This window comes from Streptomyces sp. NPDC038707 (assembly GCF_040636485.1).
In the GTDB taxonomy this organism is placed as follows: Bacteria; Actinomycetota; Actinomycetes; order Streptomycetales; family Streptomycetaceae; genus Streptomyces.
On sequence record NZ_JBEZUP010000017.1, the window covers coordinates 80,198 to 95,340 of the forward strand.

Consider the following 15,143-nt stretch of genomic DNA (forward strand, 5'->3'; position numbering starts at 1 on the left):
CGGCGGGCTCGGTGATCGCAGGTCAGCGGCGCTTCCGGTGAGTGGAAGCCGTTTCTTCCCACGGTGCGGGCGCCGTGCCAGCGTGGCCGTATGCCTCTGATCGACATCAGTCTCGCCGCAGGGCGGGACGCCCAGCAGGTGCGGGCCCTCATCAGCGAAGTACACCGGGCCGTGCGTGACAGCCTCGGCGTCCCCGACGAGCGGATCCGCGTCCTCGTACGCGAAGTGCCCCCGACGCACTGGGCCGCCGGTGACGTGACGCTTCAGGAGCGGACGGAGCAGAGCGCATGAGCGACGGCACGCACCGGTTCTTCGGACATGTCATCGACGGCGAGGAGTGCGCGTCCGCGGACGGGCGGCGGTTCGAGACCGTCGACCCGTGGCGGCGCGCCCCCTGGGCCGAGGTCGCGCTCGGCGGCGCGGCCGACGTGGACCGGGCGGTCGCCGCCGCCCGGCGCGCCTTCGACGAGGGACCGTGGCCGCGGATGGGCAGCGCCGAACGCGGGCGGCTGCTGCACCGGTTCGCCGACCTCATCGAGGCGCACGCCGAGGAACTCGCCCAGGCCGACACCACCGACATGGGCAAGCCCATCACCGAGACGCGCGGCAAGGACGTGCCGCGCACGGCCGCCAACTTCCGTTTCTTCGCCGACCACGCGCGCCTGACCGCCGCGGAGGCGCTGCCCTCCGACACCGGGCACCACGTGTACACGCGCTACGAGCCCGCGGGCGTCGTCGCCGCCATCGCCCCGTGGAACTTCCCGCTGATGATGGCCTCCTGGAAGGTGGCCCCGGCGCTGGCCTGGGGCAACACCGTCGTCCTCAAGCCCGCCGAGCAGTCGCCCGCCTCCGCGACGCTGCTCGCCAAGCTCGCGGTCGAGGCCGGCATCCCGGCCGGTGTCCTCAACGTCGTGCACGGCTTCGGCGGTGACGGCGCGGGCCAGGCGCTCACCGAGCACCCCGACGTCGACCGCATCACCTTCACCGGCGAGTCCGCCACCGGCCGCGTCATCTCCGCCGCCGCGGCCCGCAACCTGACCCCGGTCAGCCTGGAACTCGGCGGCAAGGGCGCCAACCTGGTCTTCGCCGACGCCGACCTGGACAGCGCCGTCGAATGGTCGATCAAGGCCATCTTCACCAACGCGGGCCAGGTGTGCCTGGCCGGCAGCCGCATCTACGTGGAGCGGCCGGTCTACCAGGAGTTCCTGGAGCGGCTGAGCAAGGCGGCCGCCGCGCTGCGGCTCGGCGCACCCGGCGAGGAGAGCACCCAGATCGGCCCCCTGTCGTCCCAGGAGCACTACGAAAAGGTGCGCTCCTACGTGGAGCTGGCCGAGTCCGGCGAGGGACGCGTCGTCACCGGCGGACTCGGCGACGGCTGGACCGTGCGGCCCACCGTGGTCGCCGACGTGCCCGAGGACTCCCGGCTCGTGCGCGAGGAGATCTTCGGCCCGGTCGTCGTGGTCACCCCCTTCGACAGCGAGCGGGAGGCCGTGGAACTGGCCAACGGCACGCCGTTCGGGCTCAACGCGATGGTCTTCACCGAGAACCTGCACCGCGCCCACCGACTGTCGGCCGCGCTCGACGTGGGAACGGTGTGGGTCAACTGCTTCTTCGTACGGGACCTGCGCGCCCCCTTCGGCGGCGTCGGCGACTCCGGCGTGGGCCGCGAAGGCGGCACCTACAGCCGGGAGTTCTTCACCGAGCCGAAGGCCGTGGTGATGCGCATAGCGGCGGCGGAGGCGCAGGCGTGAGTGCCGACCGGCCGCAGGACTGGCAGGAGCACTGGGCCGCCCGCAAGGACGCCTTCGCCGACGAGTGCCGGGCGGCCCGCGCCGCCCTCCTCGCCGACCTCGCCGAGCCCCGCGCCGCCCAGTTGCGCGTCCTCGACGACATCCTCGCCGTCAGCACCGACTCGCTGCACTGGCGGGAGGAGGGCTACTCCGTACCGCCGTCGGACCCGGACGCGTTCCGGGCCACGCTGCCGCTGATGCGTTACGAGGACTTCGCGGAGCTCATCGAACGGGAGACCCGCACCAAGGGCGGCACCCTCAGCTGCAGCCCCGTGCCGCGCTGGCTCAAGACCAGCGGAACGACCGGCACGCCCAAGCGCATCCCGTACAGCCTGCACTGGATGGAGCGCTACCGGAACACGGCCCTCCAGGCGCTGTGGGGCACGTACCTGGAGTACTGTCCCGAGCTGGTCGCCGGCCCGTACGCCACCCTCGACACGCAGACCGTGCGCGAGGAGGGCGGCGAGTTCGTGCAGGGCGCCGAGTTCCAGGCGGTGACCAACCGGCACCCGCGGCTCAGCGGGCTCGACTGGCACGCGCCCTGGCACGAGGCGCCCTGGTTCGGTCTGGACGTGCCCACCGCGCACGAGCGCCGCATGTACCACCGCCTGCGCCATCTCCTCGGCAAGGACGTGCGGTTCATCAGCGCGATCAACCCGAGCACGCTGGTGTCGCTGCGCGACCTCCTGGCGGCCAACGGGGACCGGCTGGCCAAGGACCTGCGCGACGGCACCGTCGAAGGCCGCCCCCACAGCGGTGCCGAAGCCGATCCGGACACCGCCGACCGGCTCGAGAGGGTGCTTGCCGACCCGGACTTCGCGCTCACCGACATCTGGCCGGGGCTGCGCCTGTACACCTGCTGGATGTCCGCCTCCACCCGCCTCTACCAGACCAAACTGGATGCACTCTTCCCCGGCGTCGCCAAGGTGCCGTTCATGAGCTGCGGCAGCGAGGCCGTCACCGCGATCCCCGTCGACGCCACCGAGCACAGCCAGCCGCTCGCCGTGAACCAGGGCTTCTACGAGTTCGTGCCCGCGGACGTGCCGCTCGGCGACCTCCTCGCCGCCGGCCGCGGCGACGAGGTGCGCACCCTGCTCTGCGACGAGCTGGAGCCCGGCCGCGAGTACCACCTGATCACCTCGCAGGCCAACGGCCTCTACCGGCTCTGGTACGGCGACATCTACCACGTGGACGAGATGGCCGGCGGGGTGCCGTGGCTGCACCTCGTGCGCCGCGACGGCGTGTTCCACTCCTTCACCGGCGAGAAGCTCACCGAGGCCCACGTCACCCAGGCGCTCGAACAGGGCTTCGCCGCGCTCGGCCTGGAACTCGGCCTGTACATGTGCGGGCCGCGCTGGGGCGAACCGCCGTCCTACACCGTGCTGGTGGAGACCGGCGACGGCCACGGCGTCCCCGACGACCGGGTGAGCGCACGCATCGACCGCGAACTGTGCGCGGTCAACTCCGAGTACGCGTCGAAGCGCGACAGCGCGCGCCTCGGCCCGATCGAGGTGATCACCGTGCCCACCGACCGCATCACGGCGTACGTCGAGAGCAGACGGCAGGCCGGCAACGCCACCCAGTACAAGTACAAGCCGTTCCAACGGGACACGGATTTCGTCGCCCGGATCATCGGCGAGCGCCCCGGCGCGGGCCGTGCCTGAGGCCCGACAGGAGGAACGCACCCGTATGCACACGCTCACCCCCGCGCCGCGGACGGTCCGCAAGGACATCACGCTCCTCGACCGCGGCGACGGCGTCCGGCTCGCCCTGCACCGGTGGACCCCGCCGGAGCCCCGGGCCGCCGTCCTCTACTTCCACGGACTGCAGTCCCACGCGGGCTGGCTGTGGGAGGCCGGGCCCCGCTACGCCGAGCAGGGCGTCGCCTTCTTCGTCCTGGACCGGCGCGGCAGCGGCATCAGCGACGGCGCCCGCGGCGAGATCCCCGACGCGGACACGGTGCTCGACGACTACGCCGCGGCCCTCGGACACCTGCGGGCCACCGTCGGCGAGGCACTGCCGCTCGGCCTGTTCGGGCACTGCCTCGGCGGCTCGTTCCTGGCGGCGCTGCTGCACCACCGCGCCCTCACCGTCGCTCCCGACAGCGTGCTGTTCTGCTCCGCGCCACTCGGCCGGATGCACGCCACGTTCTCCGCCGAGCAGCGCGCCCGGCTCACCGAGCGGCCCGGCGACGGGGTGTGGGAGCCGGGCCTGGCCGCCGCGGACTTCAGCGACCTCGCGCGCTACCGGGACTTCATCGACGGCGACGACCTCGCCGTGCGCACCCTCACCCACCGCTCCCGCGCGGTCCTGCTCGACCTGGAGCGGCTGTACGTGACGGCCGAGGGCACCCTGAAGGACGTACCGGCCGCCTATGTGTCGGGACACCGCGACCCCGTCGTCGACCTCGAACAGTCCCGGCACGTCTTCGCACGGCTCACCGCCCGCCGCGGACGGATCCGTGAACTCCCCACGGACAAGCACTACTTGTACTTCACCGACGTGCGCGACGAACTGATCGCCTGGTCGGCCGCCTTCCTCGGCGGCGAGAGAGCCGGTCACGATGGATGAGGCCCGTGTCCACCATGTGCGCCTGCCCATGCGGTACGGCTTCGACCACCCCGCCAAGCGCCGCCGCACCAGCGAGAGCCTGCTGCTGCGGCTGACCGTCGACGGCGTCAGCGGTCACGGCGAGTGCGCTCCGCGGTCGTACGTGACCGGGGAGACCTGCGCCTCCGTCCTCGCCCGCCTGCGCGACGTCCCGCTCGACGGGCTGTACGGGACGCTGCGCGCCGAGCCCGCCGACCAGGTGCTCGCCGCGCTGCGCCGCGACGGATTCACCGGCACCTTCGGCATCGACGGCGGCAGCAACCTCGTCTGCCTGCTCGAACTGGCCGTGGTCGACTGGCTGGGGCAGCGGCTCGGCCTCGGGGCACGGCAACTCCTCGCGCCGGCCGCGGGGGAGGGGCCGCCGGCCCTGCGCATCTCCCAGGTCCTCGATCTGGGCACGACCGTGGAGGAGTTCCTGGACTCCCGCGGACCGTTCCACTTCGTGAAGGTGAAGGCGTCCGACGACATCGAACGGGACGTGGCCACGGTGGGCCGGCTGCGCGCGGCCCTGCCCGCCGGCGTCCCGGTGATGGTCGACGCCAACATGAGCTGGCACCCCGACCGGGCCGCCGACCACGTGCGACGGCTGACCGACGCCGGCGTGACCTGGTTCGAGGAGCCGTTGGCCAAGGGCGCGCTGGACGACCTGCGCGAACTGCGGCTCGCCACCGGCGCCCGGATCATGCTGGACGAGTCCGTGTGCTCGCTCGCCGACGCCGAGGCGGCCGAGGCGGCGGACGCCTGCGACGCGTTCAACATCCGGGTCTCCAAGTGCGGCGGGCTGTTCGCCTCCATGGACATCGCCCGCTTCGCCCGCAGCCACGGCATCGCCTACCAGGTCGGTGTGCAGGTGGCGGAGACCGGGCCGCTGATCGCCGCCGGACGGCACCTCGCGTTCTGCCTGCCCGACGCGCTCACCGTCGAGTCCGGCCAGTCCGACCGCTACTTCCCCGAGCCGGTGGTCACGCCCATGCCCGCCGTCGACCGGCGGGCCAACACCATCGCACCGCCGCCGGGCACCGGACTCGGCACCGCACTGAACGAATCCGCCGGGAACTGGGCGGTCCTCGCCCACCGCGCGGGCCCCGCCGGATGGCAGGAGTCCCCGGCGGCCAGGGAAAAGGCAGGAAGACCGTGACGCAGTACTTCTCCGACGCCGTGGTGGAGTTCCTGCACCAGCAGGGCTTCGAGTACGTGGCCTTCAACCCGGGGGCCTCGTTCCGCGGGGTGCACGACTCCCTGGTGCACGAGGACAACGCGGCCATCGCCCCGTCGATCGTCATGGCCTGCCACGAGGAGATAGCCGTCGCCATCGCGCACGGCTACTACAAGGCGAGCAACCGGCACATGGCCGTGTTCACACACGCCAACGTCGGCCTGCTGCACGCCTCCATGGCGCTGTTCAACGCCTGGTGCGACCGGGTGCCGCTGTTCGTCGTCGGCGGCAACGGCCCGCTCGCCGCCGACCTGCGCCGCCCCTGGATCGACTGGATCCACACCTCGCAGCACCTGCCGAAGGTCGTCGAGGACTTCGTCAAGTGGAGCGACCAGCCCATCGGCCAGCGGGCCACCCTCGAATCCCTGTACCGTGCCCACCAGTTGATGGACAGCGGCATGAAGGCACCGGTCTTCGTCACCCTCGACTTCGACGTGCAGGAGCAGCGACTGGAGGACGGCGTACGGCTGTTGCCCGCGGACGCCGCCCGGCCCGCCGTACTGCCCGCGCTCGACAGCCGTGCCGCCGGGGAACTCGCGGCACGGTTGCGGGCGAGCCGGCTGCCCGTCCTCGTCGTCGACTTCTCGGGCCAGGACCCGCGCACCCTGCGCCCGCTCGTCGCGCTCGCCGAGGCCACCGGCGCCGCCGTCGTCGACCGCGGCAACCGGCTGAGCTTCCCGTCCACCCACCCGCAGAACGTCTCCGGCATCGAGGGCGACCTGCTCGCCGCCGCCGACCTCGTGATCGCCCTGGACGTGCAGGACCTGGCGAGCGCGCTCGGCGCCTTCCTCGACCTGGACGACCGGGGCGCGCCGCCGCCCGGCACCCATGTCGTCACCATCGGGCCCGGCGAACTCCTCACCAGCAAGTGGTCCGCCGACCACATGCCGCTGGTCCCGGTCGCCCAGGCGCACAGCGCCCAGGTGCTCGGCTCCGTCGAGGCGCTGCTGGCCGCGCTGGCGGCGGCACCGGGGGACGCGTCCGGCGCGCGCGAGCGGGCCGAGCGGACCGGCCGGCTCGCGGCCGCGCACCACAAGGCGCGCGCCACCTGGGCCGCCGAGGCCGAGCGGTGCGCGGGCCAGGAGCGGATGGCGGTCTCCTCGGCCGTCGCCCGCATCCACGAGGCCGTACGCGACGAGGAATGGGTCATCGTCAACTCCGGCAGCGTCACCGTCGACACCTGGGTGCGCCGGCTGTGGCCGCTGGAGCGTCCGCTCAGCTGCCTCGGCCTCAACGGCGGCGGCGGACTCGGCTACGGCCCGGGCGCCTCCGTCGGCGCGGCGCTCGCGCACAAGGGCGACGGCACCCTCTGCATCGACCTCCAGTCCGACGGCGACTTCCTGTTCACGCCCAGCGCCCTGTGGAGCCTGAGCGCGTACGACGTCCCGCTCCTCGTCGTCGTGATGAACAACCGGCAGTACCAGAACTCCACCCGGCACGCCGAGCGCATCGCGGCCGCCCGCGACCGCGCCACCGAACACGCCCACATCGGCACGGGATTCGAGGAGAACCCGGTCGATTTCGTCACCCTGGCCCGCGCCTACAACGTGCACGCGCTGGAGCGCGTGGAGTCGCTCGACGGCGTGGTGCCGGCCATCACCGAGGCCGTCGCCTGGATCAAGGAACACGGCAGACCCGTCCTGGTGGAACTGCTCACGGAGTAGCGCCGCCGGCAACCCGCCCCCACCGCACCGGTCTCACGAGCAACAGGAACACCCGTGACCTCCACACCCACTCCCCAGCTGTCCACCGCCGGCACCCCCGGCCCGCCCCCCGCCGTCCGCCCGGGGATGATCCTCGCCGGATCGGTGCTCGGCTTCTTCATCATCACGCTCGACGCACTGGTGGTGAACGTCGCACTGCCCGCCATGAGCGACGACGTCGGCGGCGGCATGACGGCGCTGCAGTGGGTGGTCGACGGCTACACCCTGATGTTCGCCGCGCTGATGCTCTCCGCGGGCGCCCTCGCCGACCGCATCGGCGCCGGCCGGACCTACATCGGCGGGCTCGTCTTCTTCACGCTCGCCTCGGTGGCGTGCGGGCTGGCGCCGAACATGCCGGTGCTGATCGGCGCGCGGCTGGTGCAGGGATGCGCCGCCTCCGTCATCACCCCCGCCTCGCTCGCCCTGATCCGGCAGGTCTTCCCCGACGACGCCCAGCGGGTGCGGGCCCTGTCGCTGTGGTCGGCGGGCGGCGCCGTCGCGGCCGCGGCCGGGCCGGTGGCGGGCGGAGTGCTCACCAGCGCGCTCGGCTGGCGGGCCATCTTCTTCCTCAACCTTCCGGTCGGCCTGCTCGCGCTGTGGCTGATGCGCCGGGTGCCCGCGTCCCCGCGCCGCCGCACCCCCGTGGACCTGGCCGGGCAGGGCACCGCGGTGGTGACGCTCGCCGCGCTGACCTTCGGCATGATCGAGGGCGGTGCCCGCGGCTACGGCGACCCGCTGGTGCTGGCGAGCCTGGCCCTGGCCGCGGCCGCGCTCGCGGTGTTCGTCGTCGTGGAGTCCCGGCACGCGCACCCGATGCTGCCGCTGAGCCTGCTGCGCAGCCGCTTCGTCAGCGTGCCCTCGCTGGTGGGCGCCACCATCAGCGTCGCGTTCTACGGCAGCGTCTTCGTGCTCGGCCTCTACTTCCAGCAGGAGCGCGGCCTGTCGGCGCTCCAGGCCGGTCTGATGTTCCTGCCGATGACGACGGTCGTGGCCGTCCTCAACCTGTTCGTCGCGGCCCGGCTGATCCAGCGGTTCGGGCCACGGCCGCCGATCGTGGCCGGGCAGGCGGTGACCGCGGTGACGCTGGCCGTGGTCGCCCTCTTCGGGGACCGGGTCGGCGACGCCGCCCTCGCGGTGCTGATCGTGCCGGTGTGCTGCGTCGGCGGTGTGGCCGTCCCGGCGGCCACGGCGCTGCTGATGAACAACGTGCCCGGCGATCGTACGGGCACCGCGTCCGGCGTGATGAACACCTTCCGTCAGGTCGGCACCGCCCTGGCCATCGCGGTGTTCGGGGCGCTGGTCGCGGGGGACGGCTCGTTCTTCACCGGGCTGCGCGCCAGTCTGCTCGCCGCCGCCGCACTGCTCGTCGTCAGCCTGGCCACCGTGCTCGCGGCCGTCCGGGGCGCGGCCCCGGCCGGGCGGTGACCGGCGCCGTGCGGCTTTCGGCGATCGCACCGGCGAGCGGTTCGGGGAGACGTCCGAGGAGAGGGGAGGGCCCGTGGATCTCGGGTTGAAGGACCGTGTCTACCTGCTGACCGGCGCGAGTCGCGGGCTCGGCTTCGCCACGGCGCGGACGCTGGTGGACGACGGCGCCAAGGTGGTCGTCACCGGCCGCGACCGGACCACCGTCGACGCGGCCGAGCAACGGCTCGGCGGGCCGGACGTGGCCCGGGGCGCGGTGGCCGACAACGCCGACCCGGGGGCCGCCGAGCGGCTCACCGCGTTCACCGTGGAGACGTTCGGACGGCTCGACGGCGTCCTGATCAGCGTGGGCGGGCCGCCGGCCGGAGCGGTGACCGAGGTCGACGACGACCAGTGGCGGTCGGCCTTCGAGTCCGTGTTCCTCGGCGCCGTACGCACCGCGCGGGCCGCGGCGCGCCACCTGGGCGAGGGATCGGTGATCGCGTTCGTGCTGTCCGGTTCGGTACGCGAACCCATTCCCGGCCTCGCCCTGTCCAACGGGTTGCGCCCGGGGCTCGCCATGGTGGCCAAGACCCTGGCCGGTGAACTGGGCGGCCGGGGCATCCGCGTCCTCGGCCTGCTGCCCAGCCGCATCATGACGGACCGGCTGCGGGACCTGGACGGCCGGGACGGCGGCGGGGCGGCGGCCCGTGCCGCCGCCCGCAGCGCGCTCGGCCGGCAGGGGCAGCCGGAGGAGTTCGCCCGGGTCGCCGCGTTCGTCCTCTCCCCGGCCGCCTCGTACCTGACGGGCTGTGTCGTACCCGTCGACGGGGGTGCCCTGCACGGCCTGTGAACCGGGGCGCCCGCTCAGACCATGGTCCGCTCCAGGTCGGCGTCGTCGCTGTGCGGCGGCGCCACCGCCGTCAGCCGGCGCGAGGCCAGCGCGGCCCCCTGGCGCAGCAACGGCTCCCACTTCTCCAGCGGCATCTGGGAGCGGGCCACGAGGGTGAGCGCCGCGACCACCCGGTTCCCGTGCCGGATCGGCGCGGAGACCGCGGACACCCCCAGCGCGAACTCCTCGTACACATAGGCGATCTGCGTGCGTCTCACCTCGGCGAGGCAGCGGCGCAGCCGGCCCGGCTCGGACACCGCGTACGGGGTGCGCACGGGCAGCCCCGCCGCGATGACCCGCTCCTGGTACTCCGGATCGGAAAACGCCAGCAGGATCTTGCCGGAGGCCGTGGTGTGCAGCGGGAACGTGCTGCCGAGCCGGGGCAGCACCGGCGCCGACACACTGCCGCCGACATCCATGAGGTACCTCGCCTGGAGACCGGAGACCACGGCGACGTGCACGCTCTGCAGCGTCTTGGCGTGCACGTCGCACATGACGGGCTGGGCGACGTCCCGCAACAGGGCGATCTTGCGGGCGGTGCTGCCGATCTGCCACAGCCGGCCGCCGACCGACCAGGTGCCGTCCGGGCCGCGCTCCAGGGCGCCTCTGCTCGCCAGGTCCGCGCACATGCGGTGCACGGTGGACAGCGGCACACCGGACAGGGCGCTGATGTCGGTGAGCCGCAACACCTGACGCTCGGAGGTGAAGCAGTCGAGGATGGCGAAGAGTTTTCCGGTGACGCTGCTCGGCGGGTTGCTTTCCCTCTGGCGTTCGGACATGTCCGTGGCCTTTCTCGGTTCCCCCGTACCCCCGGGACGATCGACCTTGACCGTCTTCGTACGCGGGAGAAGCTACCCAGGACCCTCCGTCACTGTCAGCGTCTTCTCGACTACCGAAACGTCTGCTTACTCATTCGGACGTGACCGATTACCCAGCGGAGTTTCCGCGGGTCAAAAGCCGGTCAAGGGGCCACGGGGACGGACTGCACCGCCCCCGTGGTCCGGGCCGGCAGCGCCGCGAGACAGCCGATCATGGCGATGAGCAGGGCCGCAGCACATCCCAGCAGGGTCGGCACGTAACTGCCCGTCAGGTCGTGGACGAGGCCCGGGACGTACGAGCCGAGCGAGGAACCGACCTGGTGCGCCATCGAGAGCAGGCCGAAAACCAACCCGATCCGGTCGGCGGGGAAGTGGCGGGTGGCGATCAGATGGGTGGGCGCGACGGTGGCGAAATCGACCAGGCCGAAGGCGATGCTGATGAGAACCAGCCAGACCCCGTACGGGAACAGGGCCAGCAGGATCAGCACCAGCGCGCGCACCCCGTACAGGACGGCCAGGATGCGGGCACAGCTGTAACGGTCGCTGAGCGGACCGGACACCACCGTGCCCAGGACGTTGGCAGCGGCGAGCAGGCCGGTCGCCGCCCCCGTCACCGCGGTCGAGGCGCCGTGGTCATGGGCGATCGAGACCAGGTGGGTGTCCATCAGGCCGGTCGTGGTGACCCCGCACACGAAGAACGGCGCCACCAGTCCCCACATCAGGGGAGAGCGCAGCACCTGCCCCCACTGCCCCGCGCCGCGCTTCCCGGCCGGCTCCTGCGGGGCGGCGTCCTCCGGATCGGGTCCGCCGTACGGCTCCGCGCCCACCTGCGCGGGCGTCGAACGCAGCAGCAGGGCGACGATCGGCCCGACGACCACGAGCAGCAGCGCCCCCTCGACGACCAGCGTGTGACGCCAGCCGTACAGGTCGATGAGCAGCAGCGACAGCGGGGTGAAGACGAACTGCCCGGCGCCGAAGCCCGATTCGACCAGGCCGAAGGCGAGACCGCGGCGGGCGGTGAACCAGTGGCGCACCACCAGACCGGCCGTCACCCCGGACGCCGCGCTGAAGCCGAGCGTCGCCACGACGCCGTACAGGGCGAGCAGCATCGGCACGGACGAGGCGGTCGAGGCGAGCAGCAGCCCGGCGCCGGCGATGAAGACACCCGAGGCGAGCACCGCGCGGGCGCCGAACCGTCCGGCCATCGAGCCCACGAGCGGCTGGGTGAGCCCGTAGACCAGGTAACTCACCATGCCGATCAGGCTGATGGTGCCGAGCTCGGCATGCAGCCCGTCCCGCCAGGCGGGCACGAACGCCCCGAAGGCGATGCGCGTGCCCTGCGCGGTCAGCAGTCCCAGCAGAACCAGGGCGAGCATGCCCCAGGCCGGATGGACGCGCGTGTCGGCTCGGTCGGCTCGCGTGCTCACTGGTCTTCCGTCTCCCTCCACAGTGGTACACACCATGTAACACCGTCCGCCTCACGACAAGTTGGCCGACTTCCACTCAGTGGCAGCGGAGCTTTGCCGTGGGCGGCGGGACCGTCACGATTGCGTCGCCTCCCCCGGCAGCGGTCGGTGATCGCGGAGGCCACGTCGACCGAAGTGAGGATCCCCGAGTGCCGTCCTTGGACATCCAGAAGGCCGCGCTGACGCTGATCGAGGCGGAAGAGGCGGGGCGCGCCGTCGAACCCCTGACCTCGCGATGGCCGGAGTTCACCGTGCAGGAGGCGTACGCGGTCCAGGACGCCGCCCTCGAACTGCGGCTCGCCCGCGGCGAACGCGTCGTCGGCGTCAAACTCGGGCTGACCTCGCCCGCCAAGCAGCAGCGCATGAACGTGTCCGAGCCCCTGGTGGCCTGGCTGACCGACCGGATGCTCGCCGAGGGCGACGCGCCGGTACCCGTGGACGGCTACATCCACCCGCGGGTGGAACCCGAGATCGTCTTCACGCTCGCCGCACCGCTGGCCGGCCCGGACGTGACCCGGGAGCAGGCCGCGGCCTGCGTCGGCGAGGTCGGCGTGGGACTCGAACTGATCGACAGCCGCTACCAGGACTACCGGTTCACGCTTCCCGACGTCGTGGCGGACAACGCCTCCAGCGGCCGCTACGTCCTCGGCTCCGCCACCCGTCCGCTCGACGCCGCTCCCGACCTGCGGACCGTGTCCTGCCGGCTCACCCTGAACGGCGCCGAAGCGGCCCGGGGCGTCGGCGCCGACGTGCTCGACGACCCGCTCCAGGCCCTCGTGTTCGCGGCCGAGGTGCTGGGCCGGCGCGGGCTGCGCATCGAAGCGGGCTGGACCGTGCTGACCGGGGGGATCACGGATGCCGTGCCGGTCTCCTCCGGCGACCTGGTGCAGGCGGAGTTCGACGGGCTCGGGCCGGTGGCGCTGCGCGCCGGATGAGGCCGCCGACGCCGGCCGCCGCCGCCCGGGCCGGTCCGTGCACCGGCGTCCGGCCACCGCCGTCAGGCGCCCCCGGCCCCGCGACGCCCGGCACGCCCCCGGGCCGGCCTCGCGCGGCGGCGCCCCCCGCCCCACCCCGCTGAACCCCGCAGGAGAGCCCTCATGACCCAGCACGCCCCGCCCACCGAACAGCTCACCGGCGCGCAGGCCCTCATCAGGTCGCTCGAGGAGGTCGGTGCCGACACCGTCTTCGGGCTGCCCGGCGGAGCCATCCTGCCCGCCTACGACCCGATGCTCGACTCGACCCGGCTGCGCCACGTCCTGGTCCGGCACGAGCAGGGCGCCGGTCACGCGGCCACCGGATACGCCCAGGCCACCGGCAAGGTCGGGGTCTGCATCGCGACGTCGGGCCCCGGTGCGACGAATCTGGTCACCCCGATCGGCGACGCGTTCATGGACTCGGTGCCGCTGGTGGCGATCACCGGGCAGGTGGCCGCCGCGGCCATCGGCACGGACGCCTTCCAGGAAGCGGACATCGTCGGCATCACCATGCCGATCACCAAGCACAGCTTCCTGGTGACCCGGGCCGAGGAGATCCCGCGGGCGATCGCCCGCGCCTTCCACATCGCGGCCACCGGCCGGCCCGGGCCCGTCCTCGTCGACATCGCCAAGGACGCCCTGACCGCGTCGACCACGTTCACCTGGCCGCCGTCCCTCGACCTGCCCGGCTACCGCCGGGCGCCGTCGGTGCACGCCCGGCAGATCCGGGCGGCCGCGGAGTTGATAGCCGCCGCCGAGCGGCCCGTCCTCTACGTGGGCGGCGGCGTCCTGAAGGCGGGTGCGAGCGCCCGCCTCAAGGAGCTGGCGGAACTGGCGAACATCCCCGTCACCACCACGCTGATGGCGCTCGACGCGTTCCCCACGAGCCACCCGCTCAACGTCGGGATGCCGGGGATGCACGGCAGCGTCACCGCGGTGACCGCGCTGCAGAAGGCGGACCTGCTGATCGCCGTCGGCACCCGGTTCGACGACCGGGTCACCGGCCGGCTGGACGGCTTCGCCCCGTACGCGAAGGTGATCCACGCCGACATCGACGCCGCCGAGATAGGCAAGAACCGGACCGCCGACGTGCCGATCGTCGGCGACGCCCGTGAAGTGCTCGGCCTGCTCACCGAGGCGCTGCGCGAGCGGGTGGGAACCGGCGCGGCGGGGGAGGCGGCCACCGGCTACGCCGCCTGGTGGAAGCAGCTGAACCACTGGCGCCGCACCTATCCGCTCGGCTACCCGCTGCCCCCCGACGGCTCGCTCGCGCCCCAGCAGGTCATCGAGCGGATCGGGCAACTCGCCCCGCCCGGCACGATCTTCGCGGCGGGCGTCGGCCAGCACCAGATGTGGGCCGCCCACTTCCTGCCGCACGAGGAACCCGCCACCTGGCTCAACTCCGGCGGCGCCGGGACCATGGGCTACGCGGTGCCCGCCGCGATGGGCGCCAAGGCGGGCGCCCCGGACCGCACCGTCTGGGCGATCGACGGCGACGGCTGCTTCCAGATGACCAACCAGGAACTGGCCACCTGCACCCTCAACGACCTGCCCATCAAGGTCGCCGTCATCAACAACGGCGTCCTCGGGATGGTCCGCCAGTGGCAGAACCTCTTCTACCGCGAGCGCTACTCGCACAGCGTCCTGCACGCCGAGCCCGGCCGGCCCAACCGGGGCACCCGCATCCCCGACTTCGTCATGCTGGCCCGCTCCATGGGCTGCCACGCCATCCGCTGCGAGGACCCCGCCGACCTGGACCGCGCGATCCAGGAGGCCAACGAGATCGACGACCGTCCCGTCGTCGTCGACTTCATCGTCCACGAGGACGCCCAGGTCTGGCCGATGGTCGCGGCCGGCACCACCAACGACGAGGTCATGGCGGCGCGCGACGTGCGGCCCGACTTCGGTGACGCGGCGGACGACTGACGGCGAACGCCCCGGCCCCTGACCCGGAAGGAACCCTGCCACCATGTCCGCCCCCGCCTCCCGCTCCCTCAGCCTCCTGGTCGAGGACGCGCCCACCGCGCTCGCCCGGATCACCGCGCTGTGCGCCCGCAGGCGCTTCGCCATCGAGGCGCTCGAGGTCACGCACGCCGGGCGCCCCGGCGTGCACCGGGTCACGCTCACCTTCGGCGCGGGCAACCGCCCCGCGGCCCGGCTCGACGCCCACCTCGACAAGCTGGTCGAGGTGCTCGACGTCACCGAGCGCCCCGCCCCCTGAACCCGCCCGGCCCGCCCCGGACCCACCGACCGCATCGAACCCACCCGCCCGC

Annotated in this window: 13 protein-coding genes; 11 read left to right on the plus strand and 2 right to left on the minus strand. The window is 73.0% G+C overall.

Annotated features, from left to right (window positions below):
* The first annotated feature begins 90 nt into the window (after positions 1–90).
* From AB0E62_RS23320 to AB0E62_RS23355, 8 genes are all read left to right on the plus strand, one after another.
* Positions 91–291 carry a 4-oxalocrotonate tautomerase family protein gene (locus AB0E62_RS23320; RefSeq protein WP_362196917.1) on the plus strand — a complete coding sequence of 67 codons (201 nt, stop codon included), beginning with the start codon at positions 91–93 and terminating at the stop codon, positions 289–291.
* Complete coding sequence (locus tag AB0E62_RS23325; RefSeq protein ID WP_362196920.1) at positions 288–1,751, plus strand: aldehyde dehydrogenase; 1,464 nt, start codon at positions 288–290, stop codon at positions 1,749–1,751. Before AB0E62_RS23320 ends, AB0E62_RS23325 begins: the two co-directional genes overlap by 4 nt.
* Positions 1,748–3,454 carry a GH3 auxin-responsive promoter family protein gene (locus AB0E62_RS23330; protein ID WP_362196923.1) on the plus strand — a complete coding sequence of 569 codons (1,707 nt, stop codon included), beginning with the start codon at positions 1,748–1,750 and terminating at the stop codon, positions 3,452–3,454. Before AB0E62_RS23325 ends, AB0E62_RS23330 begins: the two co-directional genes overlap by 4 nt.
* Positions 3,455–3,479: 25 nt before the next feature.
* The gene (locus AB0E62_RS23335; RefSeq protein ID WP_362196926.1) at positions 3,480–4,361 is read left to right on the plus strand and encodes an alpha/beta fold hydrolase; all 882 of its coding nucleotides are present in this window, start codon (positions 3,480–3,482) and stop codon (positions 4,359–4,361) included.
* Positions 4,354–5,538 carry an enolase C-terminal domain-like protein gene (locus AB0E62_RS23340; protein ID WP_362196929.1) on the plus strand — a complete coding sequence of 395 codons (1,185 nt, stop codon included), beginning with the start codon at positions 4,354–4,356 and terminating at the stop codon, positions 5,536–5,538. The genes AB0E62_RS23335 and AB0E62_RS23340 overlap by 8 nt, the downstream gene beginning before the upstream one ends.
* Positions 5,535–7,280, plus strand: a complete 1,746-nt coding sequence (locus tag AB0E62_RS23345; protein WP_362196932.1) for a thiamine pyrophosphate-dependent enzyme — start codon at positions 5,535–5,537, stop codon at positions 7,278–7,280. Before AB0E62_RS23340 ends, AB0E62_RS23345 begins: the two co-directional genes overlap by 4 nt.
* Positions 7,281–7,334: 54 nt before the next feature.
* On the plus strand, positions 7,335–8,744 hold the full coding sequence (locus AB0E62_RS23350; protein ID WP_362196935.1) for an MFS transporter: 1,410 nt from the start codon (positions 7,335–7,337) through the stop codon (positions 8,742–8,744).
* A 73-nt stretch (positions 8,745–8,817) separates the two neighbouring features.
* Entirely contained in the window at positions 8,818–9,573 is a 756-nt protein-coding gene (locus AB0E62_RS23355) for an SDR family oxidoreductase (RefSeq protein WP_362196938.1), read from the plus strand.
* A 14-nt stretch (positions 9,574–9,587) separates the two neighbouring features.
* On the opposite strand, the gene AB0E62_RS23360 is transcribed toward AB0E62_RS23355, so the two are convergent.
* Complete coding sequence (locus tag AB0E62_RS23360) at positions 9,588–10,391, minus strand: IclR family transcriptional regulator (protein WP_362196941.1); 804 nt, start codon at positions 10,389–10,391, stop codon at positions 9,588–9,590.
* A gap of 182 nt (positions 10,392–10,573) precedes the next feature.
* Positions 10,574–11,857, minus strand: coding sequence for an MFS transporter (locus AB0E62_RS23365; RefSeq protein WP_362196944.1), 1,284 nt, complete (start codon positions 11,855–11,857; stop codon positions 10,574–10,576).
* A 188-nt stretch (positions 11,858–12,045) separates the two neighbouring features.
* On the opposite strand from AB0E62_RS23365, the gene AB0E62_RS23370 reads away from it, so the two are divergent.
* The 3 genes from AB0E62_RS23370 to AB0E62_RS23380 all read left to right on the plus strand — a co-directional run bounded on the left by AB0E62_RS23370 (position 12,046) and on the right by AB0E62_RS23380 (position 15,091).
* Complete coding sequence (locus AB0E62_RS23370) at positions 12,046–12,831, plus strand: fumarylacetoacetate hydrolase family protein (protein WP_362196947.1); 786 nt, start codon at positions 12,046–12,048, stop codon at positions 12,829–12,831.
* Between the two features lie 162 nt (positions 12,832–12,993).
* The gene (locus AB0E62_RS23375) at positions 12,994–14,796 is read left to right on the plus strand and encodes an acetolactate synthase large subunit (protein ID WP_362196950.1); all 1,803 of its coding nucleotides are present in this window, start codon (positions 12,994–12,996) and stop codon (positions 14,794–14,796) included.
* 43 nt (positions 14,797–14,839) lie between these two features.
* Positions 14,840–15,091 carry an ACT domain-containing protein gene (locus AB0E62_RS23380; protein ID WP_362196953.1) on the plus strand — a complete coding sequence of 84 codons (252 nt, stop codon included), beginning with the start codon at positions 14,840–14,842 and terminating at the stop codon, positions 15,089–15,091.
* Positions 15,092–15,143: the final 52 nt, after the last annotated feature.